This is a genomic window from Profundibacter sp., assembly GCF_965277155.1.
In the GTDB taxonomy this organism is placed as follows: Bacteria; Pseudomonadota; Alphaproteobacteria; order Rhodobacterales; family Rhodobacteraceae; genus Profundibacter.
This window is the reverse complement of record NZ_CBDIBV010000005.1, coordinates 182,284-206,040: the sequence shown is the minus strand read 5'-3', so window position 1 is coordinate 206,040 and position 23,757 is coordinate 182,284. Positions and strand designations below refer to the sequence as shown.

Annotated in this window: 23 protein-coding genes; 12 read left to right on the top strand and 11 right to left on the bottom strand. The window is 57.8% G+C overall.

Translation table 11 applies throughout. The features are described 5' to 3' along the window. Nucleotides 1-44 precede the first annotated feature (44 nt). The 8 genes from ACQY4M_RS05070 (at nt 45) to ACQY4M_RS05035 (ending at nt 7,010) form a co-directional block, all read left to right on the top strand. The gene (locus ACQY4M_RS05070; RefSeq protein WP_428541623.1) at nt 45-857 is read left to right on the top strand and encodes a glutamate racemase; all 813 of its coding nucleotides are present in this window, start codon (nt 45-47) and stop codon (nt 855-857) included. 55 nt (nt 858-912) lie between these two features. Next, entirely contained in the window at nt 913-1,941 is a 1,029-nt protein-coding gene (gene argC / locus ACQY4M_RS05065) for an N-acetyl-gamma-glutamyl-phosphate reductase (protein WP_428541620.1), read from the top strand. A 9-nt stretch (nt 1,942-1,950) separates the two neighbouring features. After that, a complete protein-coding gene (gene ccmE / locus ACQY4M_RS05060) occupies nt 1,951-2,409 on the top strand; it encodes a cytochrome c maturation protein CcmE (protein WP_428541617.1) in 459 nt (152 codons plus the stop codon). A gap of 55 nt (nt 2,410-2,464) precedes the next feature. Further along, nucleotides 2,465-3,076 carry a holin-associated N-acetylmuramidase gene (locus tag ACQY4M_RS05055; RefSeq protein WP_428541614.1) on the top strand — a complete coding sequence of 204 codons (612 nt, stop codon included), beginning with the start codon at nt 2,465-2,467 and terminating at the stop codon, nt 3,074-3,076. Then, the gene (locus ACQY4M_RS05050; protein WP_428541611.1) at nt 3,067-3,621 is read left to right on the top strand and encodes a holin family protein; all 555 of its coding nucleotides are present in this window, start codon (nt 3,067-3,069) and stop codon (nt 3,619-3,621) included. Before ACQY4M_RS05055 ends, ACQY4M_RS05050 begins: the two co-directional genes overlap by 10 nt. 104 nt (nt 3,622-3,725) lie before the next feature. Continuing rightward, a complete protein-coding gene (locus tag ACQY4M_RS05045) occupies nt 3,726-5,705 on the top strand; it encodes a heme lyase CcmF/NrfE family subunit (protein ID WP_428541608.1) in 1,980 nt (659 codons plus the stop codon). Between the two features lie 4 nt (nt 5,706-5,709). Beyond that, on the top strand, nt 5,710-6,162 hold the full coding sequence (locus ACQY4M_RS05040) for a cytochrome c-type biogenesis protein (protein ID WP_428541605.1): 453 nt from the start codon (nt 5,710-5,712) through the stop codon (nt 6,160-6,162). A 71-nt stretch (nt 6,163-6,233) separates the two neighbouring features. After that, the gene (locus ACQY4M_RS05035) at nt 6,234-7,010 is read left to right on the top strand and encodes an enoyl-CoA hydratase-related protein (RefSeq protein WP_428541602.1); all 777 of its coding nucleotides are present in this window, start codon (nt 6,234-6,236) and stop codon (nt 7,008-7,010) included. On the opposite strand, the gene ACQY4M_RS05030 is transcribed toward ACQY4M_RS05035, so the two are convergent. The 3 genes from ACQY4M_RS05030 to gltX all read right to left on the bottom strand — a co-directional run bounded on the left by ACQY4M_RS05030 (nt 7,007) and on the right by gltX (nt 11,005). Continuing rightward, a complete protein-coding gene (locus tag ACQY4M_RS05030) occupies nt 7,007-7,945 on the bottom strand; it encodes a helix-turn-helix transcriptional regulator (protein ID WP_428541599.1) in 939 nt (312 codons plus the stop codon). The genes ACQY4M_RS05035 and ACQY4M_RS05030 overlap by 4 nt on opposite strands. Before the next feature lie 286 nt (nt 7,946-8,231). Further along, nucleotides 8,232-9,527 (bottom strand): citrate synthase, encoded by a 1,296-nt coding sequence (gene gltA, locus ACQY4M_RS05025; protein ID WP_428541596.1) that lies wholly within the window; start codon nt 9,525-9,527, stop codon nt 8,232-8,234. Between the two features lie 74 nt (nt 9,528-9,601). Continuing rightward, nucleotides 9,602-11,005 (bottom strand): glutamate--tRNA ligase, encoded by a 1,404-nt coding sequence (gene gltX / locus ACQY4M_RS05020; protein ID WP_428541593.1) that lies wholly within the window; start codon nt 11,003-11,005, stop codon nt 9,602-9,604. Between the two features lie 76 nt (nt 11,006-11,081). On the opposite strand from gltX, the gene ACQY4M_RS05015 reads away from it, so the two are divergent. Next, entirely contained in the window at nt 11,082-13,184 is a 2,103-nt protein-coding gene (locus ACQY4M_RS05015; RefSeq protein ID WP_428541590.1) for a ComEC/Rec2 family competence protein, read from the top strand. On the opposite strand, the gene lexA is transcribed toward ACQY4M_RS05015, so the two are convergent. The 8 genes from lexA to ACQY4M_RS04975 all read right to left on the bottom strand — a co-directional run bounded on the left by lexA (nt 13,178) and on the right by ACQY4M_RS04975 (nt 21,300). Next, a complete protein-coding gene (gene lexA, locus ACQY4M_RS05010; protein WP_428541587.1) occupies nt 13,178-13,873 on the bottom strand; it encodes a transcriptional repressor LexA in 696 nt (231 codons plus the stop codon). The genes ACQY4M_RS05015 and lexA overlap by 7 nt on opposite strands. 261 nt (nt 13,874-14,134) lie before the next feature. Next, a complete protein-coding gene (locus ACQY4M_RS05005) occupies nt 14,135-15,328 on the bottom strand; it encodes a molybdopterin molybdotransferase MoeA (RefSeq protein ID WP_428541584.1) in 1,194 nt (397 codons plus the stop codon). 349 nt (nt 15,329-15,677) lie between these two features. Then, nucleotides 15,678-16,721 carry an IS5 family transposase gene (locus tag ACQY4M_RS05000; protein WP_428539227.1) on the bottom strand — a complete coding sequence of 348 codons (1,044 nt, stop codon included), beginning with the start codon at nt 16,719-16,721 and terminating at the stop codon, nt 15,678-15,680. A 269-nt stretch (nt 16,722-16,990) separates the two neighbouring features. Further along, nucleotides 16,991-17,203 carry a hypothetical protein gene (locus ACQY4M_RS04995; RefSeq protein WP_428541581.1) on the bottom strand — a complete coding sequence of 71 codons (213 nt, stop codon included), beginning with the start codon at nt 17,201-17,203 and terminating at the stop codon, nt 16,991-16,993. A 91-nt stretch (nt 17,204-17,294) separates the two neighbouring features. Next, nucleotides 17,295-19,073 (bottom strand): acyl-CoA dehydrogenase C-terminal domain-containing protein, encoded by a 1,779-nt coding sequence (locus tag ACQY4M_RS04990; RefSeq protein ID WP_428541578.1) that lies wholly within the window; start codon nt 19,071-19,073, stop codon nt 17,295-17,297. 24 nt (nt 19,074-19,097) lie between these two features. Then, nucleotides 19,098-19,496, bottom strand: a complete 399-nt coding sequence (locus tag ACQY4M_RS04985; protein ID WP_428541575.1) for a MerR family transcriptional regulator — start codon at nt 19,494-19,496, stop codon at nt 19,098-19,100. A gap of 208 nt (nt 19,497-19,704) precedes the next feature. Continuing rightward, complete coding sequence (locus tag ACQY4M_RS04980; protein WP_428541572.1) at nt 19,705-20,082, bottom strand: MerR family transcriptional regulator; 378 nt, start codon at nt 20,080-20,082, stop codon at nt 19,705-19,707. Between the two features lie 60 nt (nt 20,083-20,142). Continuing rightward, nucleotides 20,143-21,300, bottom strand: a complete 1,158-nt coding sequence (locus ACQY4M_RS04975) for a putative manganese transporter (protein ID WP_428541569.1) — start codon at nt 21,298-21,300, stop codon at nt 20,143-20,145. Between the two features lie 233 nt (nt 21,301-21,533). On the opposite strand from ACQY4M_RS04975, the gene ACQY4M_RS04970 reads away from it, so the two are divergent. From ACQY4M_RS04970 to ACQY4M_RS04960, 3 genes are read left to right on the top strand one after another with little or no spacing between them, the layout of a single operon-like run. Continuing rightward, nucleotides 21,534-21,926, top strand: a complete 393-nt coding sequence (locus tag ACQY4M_RS04970) for a PaaI family thioesterase (RefSeq protein WP_428542086.1) — start codon at nt 21,534-21,536, stop codon at nt 21,924-21,926. Beyond that, on the top strand, nt 21,923-22,420 hold the full coding sequence (locus tag ACQY4M_RS04965; protein WP_428541566.1) for a PaaI family thioesterase: 498 nt from the start codon (nt 21,923-21,925) through the stop codon (nt 22,418-22,420). Before ACQY4M_RS04970 ends, ACQY4M_RS04965 begins: the two co-directional genes overlap by 4 nt. Next, nucleotides 22,413-23,735 (top strand): MATE family efflux transporter, encoded by a 1,323-nt coding sequence (locus ACQY4M_RS04960; protein ID WP_428541563.1) that lies wholly within the window; start codon nt 22,413-22,415, stop codon nt 23,733-23,735. Before ACQY4M_RS04965 ends, ACQY4M_RS04960 begins: the two co-directional genes overlap by 8 nt. The last annotated feature ends 22 nt before the right edge of the window (nt 23,736-23,757 follow it).

Genomic DNA, 23,757 nt, shown 5'->3' with positions numbered 1-23,757 from the left:
CAAAACCTGCGTATTTACAAGCCGAACGCGAAACGGAGCGGAACATGGCAGTCGGAATTTTTGATTCAGGTCTGGGCGGGCTGACGGTGCTGGATGCCGTCACCAAACGCCTGCCCGATGTGCCTTTTGTCTATCTGGGCGACAGCGCCCATGCCCCTTATGGCGTGCGCGATGCCGAGGATGTCTATACCCTGACCAAAGCCGCCGTGGCCCGTCTGTGGGACGCTGGTTGCGATCTGGTTATTCTGGCCTGTAATACCGCTTCCGCAGCCGCCCTGCGCCGGATGCAGGAGGAAGGGTTGCCCGATGGCAAGCGGGTGCTGGGCGTGTTCGTGCCCCTGATCGAGGCGCTGACAGAACGCGATTGGGGCGACAATTCCCCGCCGCGCGAAGTGGCTGTGAAACACGTTGCGCTGTTTGCCACCCCTGCCACCGTCGCCAGCCGCGCCTTTCAGCGGGAACTGGCGTTTCGGGCGATCGGTGTCGATGTCGAGGCGCAAGCCTGCGGTGGTGTTGTGGACGCAATCGAGGATGGCGACGAGATTTTGGCCGAAGCGCTGGTGCGCAGTCATGTGGATGCCTTGAAGCGCAAAATGCCAGCGCCGCAGGCAGCGATTCTGGGCTGCACCCATTATCCGCTGATGGAAAGCACCTTTCAGGCGGCTTTGGGCCCGGATGTGAAGGTGTTTTCCCAAGCCGATCTGGTGGCTGAAAGTCTGGCCGATTACCTGACCCGCCACCCGAATATGCAAGGGCCGGGCAATAAATCGCTGTTTCTGACCACAGGTGACCCGGCCTCGGTTTCTGATCGGGCCACGCAGTTCCTGCGACGAAAGATCACCTTTCAGTCTGCGTGATTGCAGGCGGCCCCAACCCTGCCTATATTCCTGATGAACATGAAAGAGGTCACCCATGACCCATAAAATCGCGATCCTTGGTGCCAGCGGCTATACAGGCGCTGAACTGGTGCGCCTGATTGCCGGCCACCCCAATATGGAAATCGTTGCCCTGTCCGGCGAACGCAAGGCCGGCATGGCCTACCGCGATGTCTTCCCGCACCTGCGCCATCTGGACCTGCCCGATCTGGTAAAGATTGATGAAATCGACTTTTCCGGTGTTGATCTGGCGTTCTGTGCCTTGCCACATGCCACATCACAAGCCGTGATCCGTGAATTGCCTGCCGATCTGCGCATCGTTGATCTGTCCGCCGATTTCCGGCTGCGCGATCTGGATGAGTATGAAAAATGGTATGGCAAGCCCCACGGCGCGCCGCATCTGCAACCCGAAGCCGTTTACGGGCTGACCGAATTTTACCGCGATGAAATCCGCGCCGCACGGCTGGTGGCGGGCACCGGCTGTAATGCTGCGACCGGCCAATATGCGCTGCGCCCGCTGATGGCGGGCGGGCTGATTGATCTGGATGATATCGTGATTGATCTGAAGGCCGCCGTGTCGGGGGCGGGCAGGGCGCTGAAGGAAAACCTGCTGCACGCCGAATTGTCCGAGGGGTATCACCCCTATGCTATTGGTGGCACGCACCGGCATCTGGCCGAGTTCGATCAGGAGTTTTCGCGCGTTGCAGGGCGGGAAATACGGGTGCAGTTCACCCCGCATCTGATCCCTGCCAACCGCGGTATTCTGGCCACGGTTTATGTCAAGGGCGAGGCCCAAAAGGTGCATGCCGCCTTGGAGGATGCCTATCGGGACGAACCATTCATCCTGACCTTGCCATTTGGCGAGGCTCCGTCAACCCGCCATATTCGCGGTTCGAACTTCTGTCATATCGGGGTGGTCGCGGACCGCATCGAAGGACGCACAATTATCGTCGCAGCGCTGGACAATCTGACCAAAGGGTCATCCGGTCAGGCGCTGCAAAACGCAAACATCATGTTGGGAGAGGTGGAAACAGCCGGTCTGATGGCCGCGCCGGTTTTCCCTTAAAGGAGTGTCATGAAGGGACTAAAGAAAAAACGCCGGATACAGGTTATCATCGTGGCTTTCGTCGCTTTGGCGATATCCACGGCGCTGATTGGCTATGCGATGCGCGACGGGATCAACTTTTTCAAAAGCCCGAGCCAGATCGTTGAAGATACGCCGCCGCCAACACAGGTGTTGCGCGTTGGCGGGCTGGTGGAGGAGGGGTCATTGAAGCGTGGTCAGGGGGAAGTGATTACCTTTAATATCACCGATGGCGGTGCCACGATCAAGGCCAGCTATGCAGGTGTGTTGCCAGATCTGTTTAAAGAGGGACAGGGTACGGTTGCTACCGGCAGCTATGTGGATGGGGTGTTCCAAGCTACTGAAATTCTTGCCAAACATGACGAAAACTACATGCCCAAAGAGGTTGTGGATGCGTTGAAAGAGCAAGGCTACTACGTTGATCCAAAGGATGAGGCGAACGGTAGTTAAGGGCTAACTTAACCAATTTTACACACCCTCGCAGCGAGATAACTGCGGGGGTGTTATGCAAACGGTTCATCAGATTGCCAGTGAAATTGTCGCCCGTGAAGGTGGCTTTGTGAATGACCCATCTGATCCGGGCGGGGCGACGAAATACGGTGTGACCATCCAAACCATGCGCCGTCTGGGACTGGATCTAACCGGCGACGGGCGGGTTTCACTGGCTGATGTGCGGGCGCTGACCCGCGCACAGGCGGTGGATATTTTCATCACCCATTATTTCAAACGCCCCCGTATTGGCGAATTGCCCGAGGTGCTGCAGGCAAGCGTGTTTGACATGTATGTCAACGCCGGCTCCAATGCGGTGAAAATCCTGCAACGATTGCTTGCAAAGATGGGCCATGCGGTGGGGGTGGACGGGGCAATCGGCCCGCAAACTATTGCCGCTGCACAGGCCGCCTATATTGATGCCCCCGACTATCTGGCCGATGCCTACGGGATCGAACGGCGCAATTATTACTATGCCTTGGCCGATGCCCGCCCCGCGTCCCGCAAATATGCGCGGCGACAGGATGGCGGCAAAGGGGGATGGATACGGCGGGCCGAGGAATTTATTTCGCCGCGCTATCATCAGACAGACGAAGAACACCGCAGGAGGGTCGCCGCATGGGGTTGATTGAACGATTGTTTACACTGGTTTTCGGGGGCGGGCGCAATGTGGTGCGCGAAACCGCCGAGGTGTTTCGCGAGAACGCCGAGGCAGGGGCCGCGCGCAATAGTGCCCTGCAGACACAGGCCATAACCCAGCACGGAGCCGAATTCAGCCGCCCGCAAAAGGGCGGGTTTGACCGGTTTATGGATGGCGTAAACCGTCTGCCGCGTCCTCTGATGGCCTTCGGTATTCTGGGCCTGTTCATCGCGGCAATGGTCGATCCGATCTGGTTTTCCAGCCGCATGCAAGGGCTGGCGCTGGTGCCGGACCCGCTGTGGTGGCTGCTGGGCGCGATTGTGTCGTTCTATTTCGGCGCACGGCATCAGTTCAAGGGGCAGGAATTCCAACAATCCATTACCGAAACCATGCTGAGGGTGCCGCAAGTGGTTGAAAATATTCGCACCCTGAATGCGCTAAGCCCAAAGGTGGCCGCGCAAAATTTAAATCAAACGACTGATACGAAGGTAAAAAATGCAGCAATCGAGGATTGGAAACGCACAAAATCCTGAACAGCCCAACTTTGCGACAAAGTTAACCTGATTGTGACAATGCGCCCACCTTGTGTTGCAGTTTTACCGTTGGCCTAACGGGCGGAACCGCGTAATAAGGGCGCATGATTATTGAACTTGGCCACTTTGCCCTGATCCTCGCCTTCGCCGTTGCTATCCTGCAGGCGATCATTCCCCTTATTGGCGCGCAAAATCGCTGGCCGGGCTGGATGGCCTTTGCCGTGCCGGCCGCCAATGCGCAGTTCCTGCTGACGGCTTTTGCCTTTGGCGTGCTGACATACGCTTTTGTGGTCTCGGATTTTTCGGTGCGGCTGGTGACGCTGAATTCACACACCGCCAAACCGATGCTTTACAAAGTCGCGGGTGTTTGGGGTAACCACGAAGGCTCGATGTTGCTTTGGGTGCTGATCCTGACGCTGTTTGGTGCCTGTGCCGCATGGTTTGGCGGCAATTTGCCCCCCGGTCTGCGGGCGCGGGTGCTGGCCGTGCAATCATCCATCGCGGCGGCGTTCTTTGGGTTTATTCTGTTTACTTCGAACCCGTTTTTACGTCTGCAAACTCCGCCGTTCAACGGGCAGGATATGAACCCGCTGTTGCAGGATCCGGGCCTCGCCTTTCATCCGCCGTTTCTCTATCTGGGCTATGTTGGCCTGTCGATGGCCTTCAGCTTTGCTGTGGCCGCGCTGATCGAAGGACGGGTTGATGCCGCCTGGGCGCGTTGGGTGCGCCCGTGGACATTGGCCGCTTGGATTTTCCTGACCATCGGTATCGCGATGGGGTCGTGGTGGGCCTATTACGAATTGGGTTGGGGGGGGGTCTGGTTCTGGGATCCGGTTGAAAATGCCTCGTTCATGCCTTGGCTGATTGCAACAGCACTGCTGCATTCCGCAATCGTGGTTGAAAAACGCGAATCCTTGAAAAGCTGGACAATCCTTTTGTCGATCCTTGCTTTCGGGTTTTCGCTGATTGGCACGTTCATCGTGCGCTCGGGCGTGCTGACATCGGTGCATGCCTTTGCATCCGATCCGTCCCGTGGGGTGTTCGTGTTGTTCATTCTGGCATTCTTTACCGGCGGCGCCTTGGTGCTTTATGCCATCCGCGCGCAAGCAATGGAGGCCAAAGGCGTCTTTTCCATGGCCAGCCGTGAAACAGCGCTGGTGGTTAATAATATCCTGCTGGCTGTGGCCGCATTTGTGGTGTTCATCGGCACGATCTGGCCTTTGGTGGCTGAAATCGCGTTCGGGCGAAAACTGTCGGTTGGTGCGCCGTTCTTCAATATGGCCTTTACACCTTTCATGGTGGTGCTGGCGGTGATCCTGCCGGTTGGCGCCGTCTTGGCATGGAAGCGGGCAAAACTACAGCGGGCGATGAAAACCATGTCGGGCATATTCGCTCTGGCCTTGGCTGCTGCTTTGCTGGCGTGGGCGATGCAAAGTGGTCGTTCCGCGCTTGGCCCTGTCGGAATCGGGCTGGGGGTTTGGCTGGTATTCGGCAGTATGTTGGACCTGTGGAAACGCACAGGGCGCAACGGGTTTGGCGCGCGTCTGAAACGCATGTTCCGTTTGCCGCGCGCTGATTGGGGCAAAGCACTGGCACATGGTGGACTGGGCATTGCGATCCTTGGCATCGCTTGCCTGACTGCCTGGTCCGAAGAAGATATCCGTGTTGGCCATCTGAACGAACCTTTCACCGTGGGTGATTATGAAATCAATCTGGTCGAGGTCCACCGCGAACAGGGGCCGAATTATATCAGCACCATTGGCGAAATGACCGTAAAACGCGACGGCAAACTGGTCACCACCCTGTTCCCCGAAAAACGCGTCTATCCGGTGCAGGGCATGCCCACCACCGAGGCGGCGATCTATAACGGGTTGTTCCGCGACATCTATCTGGTGATCGGAGACGAACAGGACGGCGGCGGATGGGCCGTGCGCACCTACATCAAACCCTTTGCCAGCTGGATCTGGCTAGGGTGTCTCATGATGGCCCTTGGCGGCATCTTTAGCCTGACAGACCGGCGCTATCGCGTTGCCGCAGGGGCGCGCAAGGCGCGTCATCCTGCAGCCATGTCACCGGCGGAGTAACGATATGCGATACCTGATCCTGATCCTTGCCTTTCTGGCCAGCCCCGCTTTGGCGGTGCAACCAGACGAGATTCTGGATGATCCCGTACTCGAGGCCCGCGCGCGCGAGCTGGGGCAGGAATTGCGCTGTGTGGTGTGTCAGGGCGAAAATATTGACGAATCAAACGCCGGTATCGCACGGGATTTGCGTATTCTGGTGCGTAAACGTCTGAAAGAAGGCGAGAGCAATCAGGAAATACTGGATTTTGTTGTTTCGCGCTATGGCGAATATGTCCTGATGCGCCCGACGTGGGGAGGGGCGAATATAATCCTCTATACAGCCGGTCCTATCCTGCTTTTGTTGGCCATGGTCACCGGTTTCTTCTATCTGCGGGGCCGTGCCACGGCGCAAACGCCTGCCGGTGCCGCGCTTTCCAAGGAAGAAGAACAGCGCCTTGCGGAAATCCTGAACGAATAACGCACGGTTTTACTTTCATTTGCGGCTCAAAACGGTATCCCTATGGGCAACGCCAGAGGGAGACGCACGATATGAACTATACCACCATCAAATTGGCCGTCCGAAATGATGTCGCCATCCTGACCCTGAACCGTCCTGACGTGATGAATGCGCTGAATACCCAGATGCGTGCCGAAATCGCCCATGCGGTGAAAGAGGCCGGCACAACCGCCCGCGTACTGGTGATCACAGGGGCAGGGCGGGCGTTTTGCTCGGGTCAGGATCTGGGGGACCGTGCCAATGCTGCCGATATTGATCTGGAACGCACCCTGCGCGACGAATACCTGCCAATGCTAAAGGCCATCTTTGACTGCCCGATCCCTACCATTGCTGCTGTGAACGGGGCTGCGGCAGGGGCTGGGGCCAATCTGGCGCTGGCGACGGATGTGGTGATTGCCTCGGAATCCGCGATGTTCCTTCAGGCCTTTACCCGTATCGGACTGATACCGGATGCCGGTGGCACCTATTGGCTGCCCCGTCAGATTGGCGCCGCGCGGGCAATGGGGGCCGCCCTGTTTGCCGAACCGATCAAGGCCCGTCAGGCCGCCGATTGGGGCATGATCTGGGAGGCGGTGCCGGAAGATGAATTCGCCGAACACTGGTGGTCGCGCGCCATCAAACTGGCACAGGGACCAACTGCCGCTTATCGCCATGTAAAAGAGGCCATTCGCGGCTCATACGACAATTCGCTTGATGACCAACTGGCGCTTGAGGCCCGTTTGCAAGGCGAATGTGGCAAGACACGGGATTTCAAAGAAGGTGTTTTGGCCTTTCTGGAAAAACGCCCCGCGAATTACGAGGGGCGCTAGACCACACCGCGTTTATCCCGTCGCAGGGAATAGGGGCGGATTTCCTGAATATTTTCGCGGATATGGGCCAACAGAATACGCCGCTTTTCCGGCCCGCGTTGGCTGCGGTCCGTGTCTGTGTGATTAAAAAAACCGGGCACGGTTTCGGTGGCATGGGCGTAAATTCCGCGCCAGCATTGTTTTACAGCATCGCGCGAACATCCCAGCATCGACGCAATTTCCTGATCGGTTCTGCCAGATAAGGCAATGCGCATAACGCGTTGTTCAAACAGGGAAAATCGCATCCTTGGTTGGCGATAAATCATCGCCATCTGGATCATCTGGTTGTGAAAGGCCGCACCATCTATAACGCGGTTTGCCAGATAATGTGCCCTTGTGCCTATCTGGTGATCAAAGCGATCAGTATACCCGATCTCGCGGGTGATCTGGTCATGCGAGGTTTCGGCTTCGAAGGTTACGGTCTTGATGTTGAAACCTTTAAACATATCCAGAAAAATGGGCAAAAACGCATTCATCGCCTTGGAAAATTCCGGGTCCGTCATATCAAAGGTTTTCTGCCAATAATCAACCGATATGGCATTTAGCCCTTCACCGGCATTGCCTTTCGCCTGTTCTTCGACCGTTAAAAACACATTCCGGCCAGTCTGGATATAATCGCGCAGGAAACGGATGCTGTGGAATGGTTCGGGGTTTTGATGAACCGCGCTGCGGGTTTCATCCGACACAAAGGCATTCAGGCCATAGACCAAAACCTCTTTGCTATTGCCATCGCGCACCAATCCCCCCTCGATGATACTATCTTTGACCAAACCGTCCAGTGCATCGGCCATTTCCGTAATTTCGGATGTGGCAATGGCACCCTGACTGGCCCAGATTTCTGCAATCCCGATACAATCGCCGGCCTCAAGAAAGCCGGACACATAATTTCCACTCATTCACACGCCCCTTTTGTTAATAATTACCCTTTTAGGGGAGATGACAAGAACTTTCCCTTACGGCACAATCAGAGTCGGGCGCAGGATCCTGATGAAATTATTGCATCAAAACAGTTCCGGCGCTTGTGGCTGCTTGCTTGCTTTTCCGGTGGTAGGCGGCTGGTGGCACAATTATGTGCAAATATGTTCGACCTCGTGATTTTGTCCTCCGAAGACAGGTTTTCGGGATCAAACGAAAACGGCCACCCGCAATGGGGTGGCCGTTTATTAATGTGTTTGCCGCAGCTTAGCGGTTTTCGACATCCACATAATCACGCATGGTTGCCCCGTGATACAACTGGCGCGGGCGACCGATTTTCAGGTTCGGATCGTCCAGCATTTCCTTCCACTGGGCAATCCAGCCCACCGTGCGCGACAGCGCAAAGATCGGCGTGAACATAGAGGTGGGGAATCCCATTGCTTCAAGGATGATGCCCGAATAGAAATCCACATTCGGGAACAGCTTTTTCTCTTTGAAATACGGATCTTCCAGTGCCTGTTTTTCCAGTTCCTTGGCGACCTGCAGTTTCGGATTGTCCTCGATCCCCATCAGTTCCAGCACCTCGTCGGCGCTTTCTTTCAGCACCTTGGCGCGCGGGTCAAAGTTTTTGTATACGCGATGACCAAAGCCCATCAGCCGGAATGAATCGTTCTTGTCCTTGGCGCGGGCGATGAATTCGGGGATGCGGTCAACCGTGCCGATTTCTTCCAGCATTTCCAGACAGGCCTGATTGGCACCGCCATGCGCAGGCCCCCACAGACAGGCGATACCGGCGGCGATACAGGCGAACGGGTTGGCCCCCGATGATCCTGCCAGACGCACAGTAGAGGTCGAGGCGTTTTGTTCGTGATCGGCGTGCAGGGTGAAAATACGGTCCATTGCGCGGGCCAAAATCGGGTCCACTTCGTATTCTTCGGCCGGAACCGAGAAACACATGCGCAAGAAATTCGAGGCATGGTCCAGATCGTTGCGCGGATAGACAAACGGCTGTCCTTGCGAATATTTGAACGCCATTGCCGCGATTGTCGGCATTTTTGCGACCATCCGGATCGAAGCAACCTCGCGTTGGTGCGGGTCGGTTATGTCAGTGGAATCGTGGTAAAAAGCCGACATCGCCCCGACAACACCTACCATAATCGCCATAGGCGGTGCGTCACGGCGAAAGCCGCGAAAAAAGTGCATCATTTGCTCGTGTAACATGGTGTGATGGGTGACGCGGTCTTCGAAATCTTCCAGCTCGGCGGCGGATGGCAGTTCACCATAAAGCAGCAAATAGCAAACCTCGAGGTAGTGGGATTTTTCCGTCAGCTGGTCAATCGGGTAGCCGCGATGCAGCAGAATGCCCTTTTCGCCGTCAATATAGGTGATTGATGAATCGCAGGCCGCAGTCGAGGTAAAGCCTGGATCATATGTAAACACACCACCTTGTCCGTAGAGTTTGCGAATGTCAATCACATCCGGCCCCAATGTCGGGGACAGCATTGGCAGTTCAAGCGTTTTTCCGTCAAAGGTCAGGGTGGCTGTCTTATTTGATCCGGTCATATTTCTTCCTATTCATTTTCCTGCCTGCGCGGATCGCAGCGGAATTGCGGTAAATCAGCGGCCTGAAGGGGTCTTCAGCCTGTTGCGTCGTTCAGGCGCGCGATGGTTTCCTCGCGCCCCAGAACCAGCATCATGTCAAAAACACTTGGCGTAGCGGTGCGCCCAGCCAGTGCAGCCCGCAGAGGTCCGGCAATCTTGCCAAATTTGGCATCGTTGGCCTCGGCAACCTTGGTTGCCACTTCCTCAAGGGCGTCTCGGGTCCAGCTAACATCTTGCAGCTTGGGCGTCAATTGTTTCAGTATACCACGGGATACATCGTCTAGCAGTTTCGCAGCCTTCTCGTACGGTTCAATCGGGCGGGATGCCAGCGCAAATGCCGCTTTTTCAAGCAGTTGTGGAAAATTTTTGGCCCGTTCTTTCAGGCAATACATCGCTCGTGACATAACGTCATTTTGTTCGTCACTTAACGGGGGCTGATCCGTAGCCGCCAAAAACGCTGTCAGCTCGTGCATCAGATCGCCATCCTCCATCGCCGCGATATGCTGACCCGACAGATTATCCAGCTTTTTGAAATCGAACCGAGAGGGGGATTTGCCGATTCCCGACAGATCGAACCACTCGATCGCCTGCCGGGTGGTGAAGAATTCATCATCCCCGTGGCTCCAGCCCAGTCGTGCCAGATAGTTGCGCATGGCGCCCGCCGGATATCCCATCGCCTGATATTCCTCGACCCCCAGCGCGCCGTGGCGTTTGGACAGTTTCTTGCCGTCCGGTCCGTGGATTAGCGGGATATGCGCCCAGACCGGAATATCCCAGCCCATCGCCTGATAGACCAGCGTCTGGCGGGCGGCATTGTTCAGGTGGTCATCGCCCCTGATTACATGGGTCACGCCCATATCATGATCATCCACAACCACCGCCAGCATATAGGTAGGCGTACCATCGGAACGTAAACAAATCATGTCGTCCAGTTGATCATTGCGAAATGTCACATCCCCCTGCACCTGATCGCGGATCACGGTTTTGCCATCGCGCGGCGCCTTCATGCGGATCACATAGGGCGCATCGGGGTGGTCGGCCGCTTCTACATCGCGCCAGGGGCTGCGGAACAGGGTGGATTTGCCTTCAGCCCTGGCGGTTTCGCGATAGGCGGCGATTTCCTCCTGTGTCGAGAAACATTTATAGGCATGGCCACTGTCCAGCATTTGCCGCGCCACTTCGGCGTGGCGATCGGCACGTTCAAACTGGCTGACCACTTCGCCATCGTGGTCCAGCCCCAGCCAGTCCATGCCGCGCAAAATGGCGGCAGTGGCGGCGTCGGTTGAACGGGCGCGGTCCGTGTCCTCGATCCGCAGGCGGAACTGGCCGCCATGGTGGCGGGCAAACAGCCAGTTGAACAGGGCCGTGCGTGCGCCCCCGATATGAAGATACCCTGTCGGGGAGGGGGCAAAACGGGTGACAACCGGTTGATCGGACATATGCGTTAACCTTTTGGAAACTATAAGGGGGATAGCGTTAAGGATGTATTAATCCTGTGCGGAGGCAAGGACAAGGGTGTCAGACCTGTTACGGTTGTTCAACCCGCTGGAAATTCTGGCGCGGCAGCGGGGGTATTTGTTCCCTTGGGTGCCGGTGTGTCTGGCGATTGGCATCGGTCTCTACTTTGCCTTGCCTGTGGAGCCGGCGGGCGGGGCATATGCGGTGCTTGGCCTGTCTGTGCTGGTATTGCTGGCGGCGGCCCACTGGCTGGGCGAGGGTTGGCGACCGATGTTTCTGGCGATCTTGCTGGTGCTTGCCGGTGTGATGGTCGCGGGGCTGCGGGCGCATATGGTCAAAGCGCCGGTGCTGGATTTTCGCTATTACGGGCCGGTGCAGGGGCGGATCGTGAAAATCGACCGCTCGATATCGGATAAGCTGCGCCTGACGCTGGACAATGTGGTGCTGGAGCGCATGGACCCCTCCCGCACCCCCGCCAAACTGCGCGTCGCCCTGCATGGCAAGGGGGATTTTATCGCTTATGAACCGAGCCAGACGGTGATCCTGACCGCCCACATGTCGCCCCCCAACGGGCCGGTCGAACCGGGTGGGTTCGATTTCCAGCGCAAAGCGTGGTTCGATGGCTTGGGCGCGGTTGGTTACACACGAACGCCGGTGTTGTTGCTGGAAAGGGCCGAGGCAAGCAAGGCGGGCCTGTTCATCCACCGGCTACGGATGCGTATTTCTGCCGGTATCCAGAATATGCTGGGCGGGGATGCCGGCGCCTTTGCGGCCGCCATCATGACGGGCGACAGGTCCGGAATGCGCCGGCAGGTGCTGGATGAACTGCGCGCCTCGAACCTTGCACATCTGTTGGCGATTTCAGGCCTGCATATGGGGCTGTTGACCGCCTTTGTGTTTGGCGCGCTGCGCTATGGTCTTGCCCTGATCCCCGTGATCAACCTGCGCTGGCCGATCAAGAAAATTGCAGCGGGTCTGTCGCTGCTGGCCGCCGCGGCCTATCTGCTGCTGTCGGGCGGTAACATCGCCACCGAACGCGCCTTTGTCATGGTGGCGGTAATGCTGGTAGCCGTCATGCTGGGGCGGCGGGCGTTGACCTTGCGGGCAGTGGCACTGGCCGCCGTTATTGTGCTGGTCCGCCGGCCCGAGGCCCTGACCGGCCCCGGTTTCCAGATGTCCTTTGCCGCCACCACAGCGCTGGTTGCTGTGTTCGGGATGCTGCGCCATTGGGATGGCTCGTCCGTGCCCGCCCCGCTGCGTCCGGTGTTAACCGTGATGCTGTCATCCTTTGTGGAGGGCATGGCCACCGCGCCCGTGGCGGCCGCACATTTCAACCAGATTGCGCATTACGGCTTGCTGGCCAATGTGTTGACCGTACCACTGATGGGGGTGCTGGTGATGCCGGCGGCAGTGCTGGCGGCGTTCCTGTATCCGCTGGGCCTGTCGTGGATCGGGCTTGGGACAATGCGCTGGGGTATCTTGTGGATCCTGGGGGTGGCAAAATGGGTCGCGGGGCTGGAGGGGGCGCTGTCGCATGTCGTGACACCGGCCCCCGCCGTGTTGCCGCTGATTGCATTCGGCGGGCTGTTGCTGTTCCTGTGGCGCGGGCCAATGCGGTTTGCCGGAGTCGCGGTGATGCTGGCGGGGTTTTTCCTGTGGTCGCAAACCCAGCGCCCCGCGTTGCTGATCTCGCAAAGCGGCGGGCTGGTCGGATTGGTCGGGGATCAGGGGCGCGCATTAAGTAAACCACGCGGGGACGGGTTCGCGGCCCGCAACTGGCTGGAAAATGATGGCGAAGGGCCGATGCCACAGACACAAGCCTTTGCCCGCGCGGGGTTCACTGGCGCAAAAGGCACCCGCCGGTTTGTGATTGGCGGGCAGGCGGGGGTGCATCTGTTTGGCAAAGGCGCGGGCGAGCGGTTGGCGGCGGAATGTGTTTCCGGCCGCTGGATTGTCACCACCGCGAAATATGACGGGCAGGGGGGGTGCCATATGTTCGATGCGAATGCGTTGAAACAGACGGGGGCCGTTGCGATCTATGCGGATGCAGAAGGCCCGCGCGTGGTTACAGCCAAAGAGATGGCCGGTGAACGGCTGTGGAATTCACCGATGCGGCGCGGCGGGGTGAAACCCCGCCCTACGGGGCAAATGGATCAATAGGTGCGGATCAACCCGACCAGACGCCCCTGCACCTTGACCTTGTCATCGGGCAACATGCGGGTTTCATAGGCCGGATTAGCAGCCTCGAGCGCAATCATATTGCCCTTGCGCCGGTAGCGTTTCAATGTGGCCTCGTGCCCTTCGACCAGCGCCACCACAATATCGCCATTATCGGCGGCCGAGGTTTCGCGGATCACCACGACGTCACCATCGTTAATCCCCGCGTCAATCATCGAATCCCCTTTAACTTCAAGCGCATAGTGATGCGCGTTCGCATCCACCATGCCACCGGGCACAGATACGTTGTGCGACACTTCGCTAATCGCCTCGATCGGGGTGCCTGCCGCGATCCGCCCCATCACGGGCAGTTCCACCGCATGACCCAGCGCCACCGGCATCGCATCTCGGGGCGGGGCCACCTTGTCGCCTTCGATCACCTGCGGCTTGAACCCGCCGACAGTGCCTTTTTCCAGCGCCTCGGGCAGTTTGATAATCTCGATTGCCCGCGTCCTGTGCGCCAGCCGCCGGATGAACCCGCGTTCCTCCAGTGCCGTAATCAGCCGGTGAATCCCCGATTTCGAGCGCAGCGACAGCGCATCCTTCATTTCGTCAAACGAAGGCGGAACCCCGTCCCGCGCCACGCGTTTGTTGATAAAATCCAGCAGTTCCAGTTGCTTGCGTGTTAACATATCCACACTCCCCGAAGGCACCCAATATCACGCACGTCTCGCGCATGTTCCCCTTCGTTCTATAGATGTTCCTGTTTTGTGTCAATGGGCTGCACCCATGCTATCCGCACAAACCCTGTCATCCCCGCGCAAGCGGGGACCGCCCGCCACAGACACACCCCATCACGCCCCGCCATCCCCTCGCCAAGCAGAGATATGTTGTAACTGTCTTTGCGCCATCCCCACATTGGGAGGGTTTTTGCGGCGTTTTACCTGTTGTTATCAGTGCGGGGATAGGGCTTGGCCAAGCGGGATATACGCCACCGTTTCCCCATTGCTGATAGCTGGCGCATCCACCGGCCGGATCAACAGTGCATTGGCGTCGGCCAGAACGGTCAGCAGGGCGCTGTCCTGACGTTCAAACGGGGTGATCTGCCCGGCTTCCACCCGCGCCCGCATGTAATGTTCGCGCGGGCCATTGGCGGGCATGTTGCAGGTCAGCGTGGCTTGCAAACGGGGGCGGGGTTCTGGCGGGAAACCCAGCATGGCGCGGATTGCGGGCAGCAGGTAAACATGGCCGCAAACCATTGAAGACACAGGGTTTCCCGGAAGGCCCAGCATCGGGATGCCCATCATTTTGCCCGCCATCAGCGGCTTGCCCGGGCGCATGGCGATTTTGTAGAACGCGCGCTCCAGCCCCAGATCGCCGGCCACTTGCGCCACCAGATCATGATCGCCGACCGAGGCTCCGCCGATCGTCACCACCATATCGGCGTCTTCGCACAGGGCAAAAGCGGCCTCGAGTGACGCGCGGTTGTCCCGCGCAATCGGCAGCATCCGCGCTTCACCGCCATGCTGTTCCACCAGCGCGGCAAGGCCGAAATTGTTCGAGGCAATGATCTGGTCCGGCACCGGATTTTCGCCCGGCATCACCAGTTCATCGCCCGTGGCCATCAGGGCGATGACGGGGCGGCGGGTGACGGTGACCTGATCAATGTTCATCGAGGCCAGCAGCGCGATGTCCGACGGGGTAAGCAGGCGCGGCGCGGCGAGTTGATCGCCGGATTTGAAATCGCCACCAGCAGGCCGGATATAGGTGGCCTGATCCAGATCGCGCCGCAGGGTGATCAGATCGCCCTTGCGGATCACGTCCTCTTGTATCACCACCCGTGTTGCGCCTTTGGGCGCTGGTGCGCCGGTGAAAATCCGCACGGCCTGTCCCGCTTTGACTTCGCCGCCAAAGGCATGGCCCGCAGCGGCCTCGCCGATCACCTTGAACATCGCGTCCGGCTCGACCTCAAGCCCGATCACGGCGTATCCGTCCATGGCAGACGAGGCAAACGGCGGCTGGTCCCGCCGCGCTGTGGCCGGGGCCGCAAGGGTGCGACCGGCGGCTTCGCGCAAGGGGACGGTTTCGGAGGGGAGCGGGGAGACGAGGGCGAGGACTTCGGTCAGGGCTTGTTTGACGGTGATCATGTGGGGGTGTCCGGTTGGGCCAATTGGGCGGCTATTATTTATTTGGATTTGTTGAAGTTTATTTGCTGTTTTCTGAAAGACGGCTGTTCAGAAAGATAGCTTGAATTACGTAGTATCCGATTATCGGTGCTGTCAGCACTATAATAAAGTTTAGTAGTCCACCCTCGCAACTTCTAGATGAGCATAATTCATTTTTAAGGGAACCTCTGTAAATTCCCGTTTTCGCCTTCTTCGCGGCGGGGTGGACGGTTTTTCGCCTGTCCCGCCTGATTGCTTCGGATCATAAACCCATTTTCACCGGTTTCAAGCCGGTTTTGGGTATTTCAGGCACACCTCACCCCATGAACCCTTATCCCGGCGCCGCCAGGCCGCATTCGAACTGGACGAAGCGCTTCATGTTGTAGACCAGGTTCATCATCCCGATGCGAAATCGCGCCCGCTTCAGGCCGATGGAGCGGATCAGCTTGCCGCCCATGGAGCGCTCCTGAAAAGCGAATACATGCTCGACCCGGACCCGCACTTTCGAGCGCCTCCGGTTGGCCTTTTGCTGGCGCTCGCCAAGCGGCTTGCCGCGCCTGCCCTTGTGATGGATATGGCTGTGAAGCCCCCGCTCTTCCAGCTCGCTTTCGATCTTTTGCGAGCGATAGGCGCTGTCGGCCCACAGGTCCGATGAGGTGTTGCTCGCATCAATCAGACCGGCAAGCGCCTGGCTGTCATGCACGGCGGCATCGGTGACATCATAAGCGCGGATGAATTTGTGCCGCCGGTCGACATTGATGTGGTTCTTGTAGCCGTAATAGCTCTTGCCGTGCTTCTTCGTCCAGCGCGCATCCACGTCCTTCTGGCGCTTCTTGTGGGGTTTTTCCTCCCACTCTTCAGGCGTTTCGCCCGCCTTGATTTTCTCGTTCTCGTCCCTTTTGTTGTGCTGGCGCGGCGCCGGAACGATGCTCGCATCAACAATCTGCCCGCCCATCGCCAGATAGCCCTTTTCGCGCAGAAAGGCATCGAACTTGTCAAACAGCTCCTTCATCTTCCCGGCCCCGGCCAGCCTTTCACGGTAGGCCCAGATGGTCTTGGCGTCAGGTACGCTGTCTTCAATGCCAAGGCCGAGAAACCGCATGAACGACAGGCGGTCGCGGATCTGATACTCGATCTGATCGTCAGAGAGGTTGTAGAGCTGCTGCAAAACCATCGTCTTGAATATCAGCACCTCATCCCAAGGCGGGCGGCCAGCGTTGGATTTGCGCTGTTCGGGCGGCGTGCGCCATATGGCCTTCAGCTCGTCCCGGTAATCCTCGAACGGCACCATGTCGTTGAGCAACACCAGCGGATCACCAGATTTGTCCAGTCCCGCGTATCGGCTGGAAAGATCAAAAAATCCCATCTGACCCATGACAAAACCCCGTCGGTCGAATCATTTTCATCCTGATGACGATTCTACCCCGTCAGGCCGGATTTTGGGGGATTTTTAGAGGTTCCCTAAGGTTAATGCTTCAGATAAGGGAATGCGGTACAGGCTGAGGAGCCGATGACCGCGCAAGGAGAAGGCCCCGTGACACCCCGCCATTCGTGCCGGTTGAAGCGGGGTCAATCCGTTTGCCCCTTCTTCTTGCCCTAAATACCTCCGCCGGAGGCGATCCGGCATTTCCTCCCGTGCAGTTTTCACCGTTTACGGGCCTCCAGTTCGGAATTGAATAGGCGCAAACGATGGGTCAGGTTGTCATTGTCTATCACGCTGTTGAAATTTTCGAACAGGAATGACAGTGCTTCACCTTCGTCCAGGCCGGCCTCTTTGGCAAAGCTGCGCAAACGGCGATAGCCGTCTTCGGACATGGCGACCGGAAAGCGGCGGGTCAGGCGTAGGCGTTTTGGCATAATATTCCCCCTGTCGTCGTGTGGTGGCCCCGCATTCTATATGCGGGACCACCAGCCTTGAGTGCTCCTCCCTTGGAGCATTGTTCACAGTCTAGAACGCTTCGGCGTCCAATGCCATCACCGTATCGGCCCCTGTCTGGATACGGGCAAGATGCATGCCGGTGGCGGGCAATTGACGCGCCATATAGTAGCGCCCTGTGGCCAGTTTGGTTTCGTAGAAGGCAGTATCGGAGGCACCGGCGGCCAGCGCGGCATTGGCCGATTTGGCCATGCGGGCCCACATCAGCCCCAGACAGGTGTGACCGAACAGGTGCATGAAGTCATAAGAGCCGGACAGAGCGTTGTTCGGGTTGGTCATGCCGTTTTGCATGAAATACATCCCTGCCGCCTGCAAATCCTTGCTGGCCTGTTTCAGCGGCTCGAGGAAGTCGGCCTTCAGGGCCTCGTCCCCGGAGTTTTCCTTGATAAACCCTTTGACCATATCAAAGAAGGCCATCACATATTTACCGCCGTCCAGCGCCAGTTTTCGGCCCACAAGGTCCAGCGCCTGAACGCCGTTTGCGCCCTCGTAGATCTGGGTGATGCGGGCGTCGCGCACGAACTGGCTCATCCCGTGTTCTTCGATATAGCCGTGGCCACCGAATACCTGTTGCGCCTGCACCGTCATGTCAAAGCCCTTGTCGGTCAAAAAGCCTTTCACAACCGGAGTCATCAGGGACACCAGCCCGTCGGCCTCTTTGTCGCCTGACCGCACCGAGCGGTCGATCAGACTGGCGCTCCAAAGCAGGAAGGCGCGGCCACCTTCGACAAAGCTTTTCTGGTCCATCAGGCTACGGCGGACGTCCGGGTGGACTATGATCGGGTCCGCCGGACCATCAGGGTTTACAGCGCCGGTTACGGCACGTCCCTGAAGACGGTCTTGGGCGTAGATCACGGCGTTCTGATAGGCCACTTCGGCCTGTGCCAGCCCCTGCATGCCAACACCGATGCGGGCTTCGTTCATCATGGTGAACATGGCGCGCATGCCTTTGTGTTCCTGCCCCAGCAAATAACCGGTGGAGTCGTTATAGACCATCACGCAGGTTGCATTGCCGTGGATGCCCATCTTTTCCTCGATGCTGCCCACGGACACGCCGTTTGCGGGGCCAAGTGATCCGTCATCCTTGACGATGTATTTTGGCACGATGAACAAGGAAACACCTTTGATGCCTTCCGGCCCGCCGGGGATTTTAGCCAGCACCAGATGGACGGTATTTTCCGACAGGTCGTGATCCCCTGCCGAGATAAAGATTTTCTCGCCGGTAATTTTGTAGCTGCCGTCATCCTGTGGAACCGCTTTGGTGCGCATCAGGCCCAGATCGGTTCCGCAGTGGGATTCCGTCAGGTTCATGGTGCCGGTCCATTCACAGGTCACCATCTTGGGCAGGAATTTTGCCTTTTGTTCATCCGTGCCGTGGGCGTGAATGGCGGAATAGGCGCCGTGGGTCAGGCCCTGATACATGGTGAATGCCTGATTGGCGCCCGAGAAGATTTCACCGACTGCGGTGCCCAGAACATAGGGCATATTCTGTCCGCCATAATCCGGGTCGCAATCCAGACCGGTCCAGCCACCTTCTTTCATCACCTCGAAAGCATCCTTGAACCCCGTCGGTGTGGACACCAACCCGTTTTCCAGCTTGCAGCCTTCAGTATCGCCAACAGGATTCAGCGGGGCCAGAACCTCGCTTGCCACTTTTCCGGCCTCTTCCAGAACCGCGCCGGTGAAATCGGCTTCCAGTTCGTCATATCCGGGGATGTCGCTTTTGCTGACACCCAGAACGTCATGCAGAAGGAATTGAACGTCTTTGATCGGGGCGGTGTAGCTGGGCATGGATGGTTTCCTTCTTGTTATCTTTTATTCAGCGGCTTTCAAGTCTGCGGCGGCCAATTGCTGCGCACCCCATTCAAGGTGTTTTTTCAGGTCGATAATGGCTTCGCCCAATTCCTGATACTGGCTTTCCATTACCTTTAAGCGTTCGCAGGCCTGCTCGTATGTGCGGGCCAATTGGGTTTTGCCATTATCACCACGCTCGTACAGTTCAAGCAGTTGGCGGGCCTCTTCCAGACTGAAGCCAAAACGTTTGCCGCGCAAGATCAGCTTTAGCCGGGCGCGATCACGTTTTGAATACAGGCGTCTCTGGCCGTCGCGGGCAGGCGAAAGCAGCTCTTTGGATTCGTAAAAGCGTAATGTGCGGGCCGTTACATTGAACATGTCACACATCTGTCGAATTGTCATTGCGTCATCATCTTTCATGGCGCGATCCTTTTTCTAATGCACTTGCTAATGAGCATCACATGCGGATCACTCTGTCACTCTACAACCATGCTTTACGCGAACGTAAACGTAACGTGGCGTCACATGCAAAATGACGAAACGTCAGTAAAGATGACGTAGGGGCATTTGAAATATTCTTCCGGTTGCATGTGTCGAGGTTTTAAGGCGGGGTAAGGTATTCCATACCCTATTTTTTATGCTTCAACTCGTCGTCGGCGTCGTTTCGTAGTTTTTGCAATTCGGAAATTGATTCGTCCAGCTGCTTGCGCTGTTCTTGCAGGGCATCCAGCTGCCGGTCAGCCATTTCCACCCATGCTTCCAGTTGCGCCTTGGTGCCTTCCTGTTCATAAATCTCCAGCCACTGGCGGATTTCTTCCAGTGAAAAACCGAACCGGCGGCCGCGCAGGATCAGCACCATACGGGCCACTTCGCGGGGGCCATACAGGCGGGACCGGCCGTCTTTTTCGGGGCTCAGCAGTTCGATGTATTCGTAATACCGCAGGGTGCGCGGGGTTACCTCGAATTTAGAGCACATCTCTTTGAAGCTGAGTTTGGGTTCGGACATGGTTTCACGGCTCCTTGCAAGGGCAGGGTAAACCAATGCGGGGGCGCGATGCAATCGGGGTTAGTTCAAAAATCCGGGGGCGAAGAAATAGAAGGCATAGCCCAGCACCAGCGCCGGGAAGGATGTATAGATTGTGGCCAGCAGCGCGGCCTTTGGGTTCAGGGCGATAGCGGGGAACAAAGCATCGCCGTCGTTTGAAATTGCATTGGCGATCAGGGCCGAGAACGGCACAACGCCGTTGATATACAATGTCGCCACCAGAATTTGTGGTCCGCAGCCGGGGATAAAGCCGATAAGTACACCAATCAGCGGCATGGCGATGGCAACGGTTGAAAACATGGCCCCGATATCGAGTCCCGAGAATGCCTCGATATAGCCATAGCCCAGATAGGCCACCAGCACCCAGATGGTGATAAAGGCGGTTTCCTCGGTGGCGCGGGTCAGGGCCGGGTCGTCGGGGTGGGAAATGGCCTGCATCGGGGAAATTAGCCAGATCAGCAGGATCAGGGCCATACCTGCCAATGCAATGGCCATACCGACAGTTACCATCAAAGGCGACGGAACAACCTGAAACGCATCCAGCAGGCCCAGCCCCAAACCAGGCACGGCAATCGCGGCAAACAGTTTATCGCGGCGGCGGATTTTGCCAATACGCACGCCCAGTTCGCAACTGGCGTTGGCGCGACCGGGGATATGTTTTTTGTGAAAGCGGTCAACAATCAGGCCGGTGACAATGCCCGCAACCAGCGAAAGAGGCAGGATAACGGCAGCGGTCAGCGGTTTGGTGGCAATCAGCAGGAACGCCGCATCCCCCATAGTGCCGGTCAGCGCTGCAACCAGAGCGCCCAGCGTCACATTGCCCGAGGAATAGGCCGAGGTCACAATAATTGCCCCGGCACAACCGGGGGACATGCCCAACAGGGCGGCAATCGGGATTTGCAGGAATGTCTGGCGGCGCAGGAAATCGCCCAGATTGACGTTGAAAAACCGCTCGCTGCCATAAACCAGCATCAGGTTGGCCGCGACAAACACCGAAACGCCGACATAGGCGTCATGCATCAACCCGCGTGTAACCTGCCCGACGGCGCCGGGCCATAGGGCCAGAATAACCAATGTCAGAACAATCGCCGTGCGTGGTTTGTGCAGTGGATTGTATTTCCGCAAAAGCGCAGCAGGGCTGCGTGAAGGAATGCCAAGTTTTGCCGTTTGCGTGGTCATTGGATGTTCCGAATCTATGTTGCAATATCCCTATGGATAATGAGAATGAGTTGCAAGTTTATTTCGAGTAAAACAGTCGGGTATAATGTCGCACTTAAGGCTTGCACTGATCTGCGAGGGGCGGAATAACAAACAGGCGACATCTTTTCAGGACAAGGAGCGGGCGCGTGACAACAACGAAACATCTTGATGGCAAGGCACGGAGCAGTCTGATCCGGCAAGCTTTTGCCGCGATGCCGCATTTTCAGGCGCTGGGCATGGAGTTGGGCAAAATTGCCGATGGCAAGGCCGAAATCTCGATGGCCTATGACGAACGCTTTATCGGTGATCCGGAAACCGGCGTGATTTCCGGCGGGGCGGTTTCGGCGCTGATGGATACCACCTGCGGGGCGGCGGTGATGTGCCATCCGACCGGCACCATGGGTACGGCGACGCTGGATTTGCGCATTGACTATATGCGTCCTGCCACACCGGGCCAGCGTATCACAGCACATGCCGAATGTTACCATGTGACCCGCACGGTTGCCTTTGTGCGGGCCACCGCCACGGACGAGGATACATCCCGCCCCGTGGCCACCGCCACCGGCACCTTTACCATCCAGCGCGAAGAGGGGGGCAAGAAATGAACCGAGGACGTCCCGAACCCGTGCAAGTGATCAAACAGCGGCGCGATGCGGCGCTGACCTCTTTGGTTGACGGTGTGCCCTATGCAAAATTTCTGGGAATACACTTTGATCGGCGCGGGGATGAATTGACCGCCGTTCTGCCGTTTGACGAAAAGCTGATCGGCAACCAGATGCTACCCGCGATCCACGGCGGGGTAACGGCGGCCTTTCTGGAAATCACGGCGGTGATCGGCCTTAGCTGGCAGATGCTGTGGAACGACATTGAAAGCGGGGACGCGGGCGGGGATATGACCCTGCCGCGGATGCCCAAGACGATTGATTTCACCATTGATTATCTACGCAGCGGGCTGCCGCGCGATGCCTATGCGCGGGCGCGGGTGAACCGTTCGGGGCGGCGCTATGCCTCGGTGCATGTCGAAGGATGGCAGGACAACCGCCAGCGTCTGTTCGCGCAGGCCACGGGGCATTTCCTGATGCCGCAGCGGGATGAGTGATACCCAGACAGGCGAGCTGACCCATTCCCGCGTTCTGAAGATTGCCTTTCCGATCGTGCTGTCCAACGCCACGGTGCCCATTCTGGGGGCGGTGGATACCGGCGTGGTCGGGCAAATGGGGCAGGCGGCCCCGATTGGCGCGGTGGGCATCGGCGCGATTATTCTGGGCGCGCTTTATTGGCTGTTCGGTTTCCTGCGGATGGGCACAACCGGTATGACCGCGCAGGCCCACGGTGCGGGGGACAGGGCCGAGGTGGTCGCCCTTCTTATACGCGCGCTGATGATCGGCTTTGCTGCTGGCATCGGAATTATCCTGTTGCAATTACCGCTGTTCTGGATGGCATTTCAAGCCTCGCCTGCATCACCCGAGGTGGAAAGCATGGCGCGGGAATATATGCGGATCAGGGTGTGGTCGGCCCCTGCTGCTGTGGCCCTCTATGGTGTAAACGGCTGGCTGATCGCACAGGAACGCACCCGTGCGGTGCTGGTGTTGCAATTGTGGATGAACGGGCTGAACATCGGGCTGGACCTGTGGTTCGTGCTTGGCCTTGGTTGGGGTGTTGGCGGTGTTGCCTTTGCTACTTTTCTGGCGGAATGGAGCGGGCTGGCGCTGGGCCTTTGGCTGTGTCGTCCGGCATTTGTTGGCCGGATGTGGCGCAACTGGGCGGTTGTGTTCGATGTCGCGCGGCTAAAGGCGATGACGGTGGTGAACACCGATATTCTGATCCGCTCGGTGTTTTTGCAGATCATCTTTATATCGTTTCTGTTCTTTGGTGCGGATTTTGGCGATGTGCCGCTGGCAGCCAACCAGATATTGATGCAATTCCTAGAAATCACCGCCTATGCGCTGGACGGGTTTGCCTTTGCGGCCGAAGCCATCGTCGGGCAGGCCCTGGGATCACGCAATCGCGAGGCACTGCGGCGCGGGGCTTTGCTGACCAGCTCTTGGGGATTGATCTGTGTGATCGGCCTGTCGCTGGTGTTCTGGATTTTCGGCGGCCGGATTATCGATGTCATGACCACCTCCCCCGAGGTGCGCATCGAGGCACGTTTGTATCTGGTCTATATGATTTCCTCGCCGGTGATCGGCATTGCCGCATGGATGTTTGACGGAATTTTTATCGGCGCCACCCGCACCCGCGATATGCGCAATATGATGATCGTATCATTTATCGTTTATGCGGTGTCCATTGCGGTTCTGGTGCCGCTGTTCGGAAACCACGGGTTGTGGATGTCTTTGCTGATCTCTTTCATCGCGCGCGGAGTGACGCTGGGACTGAAATATCCGAGGCTGGAGGCACAGGCAGGAAAATAGAATCTATGCCTGCGGCGCAGGT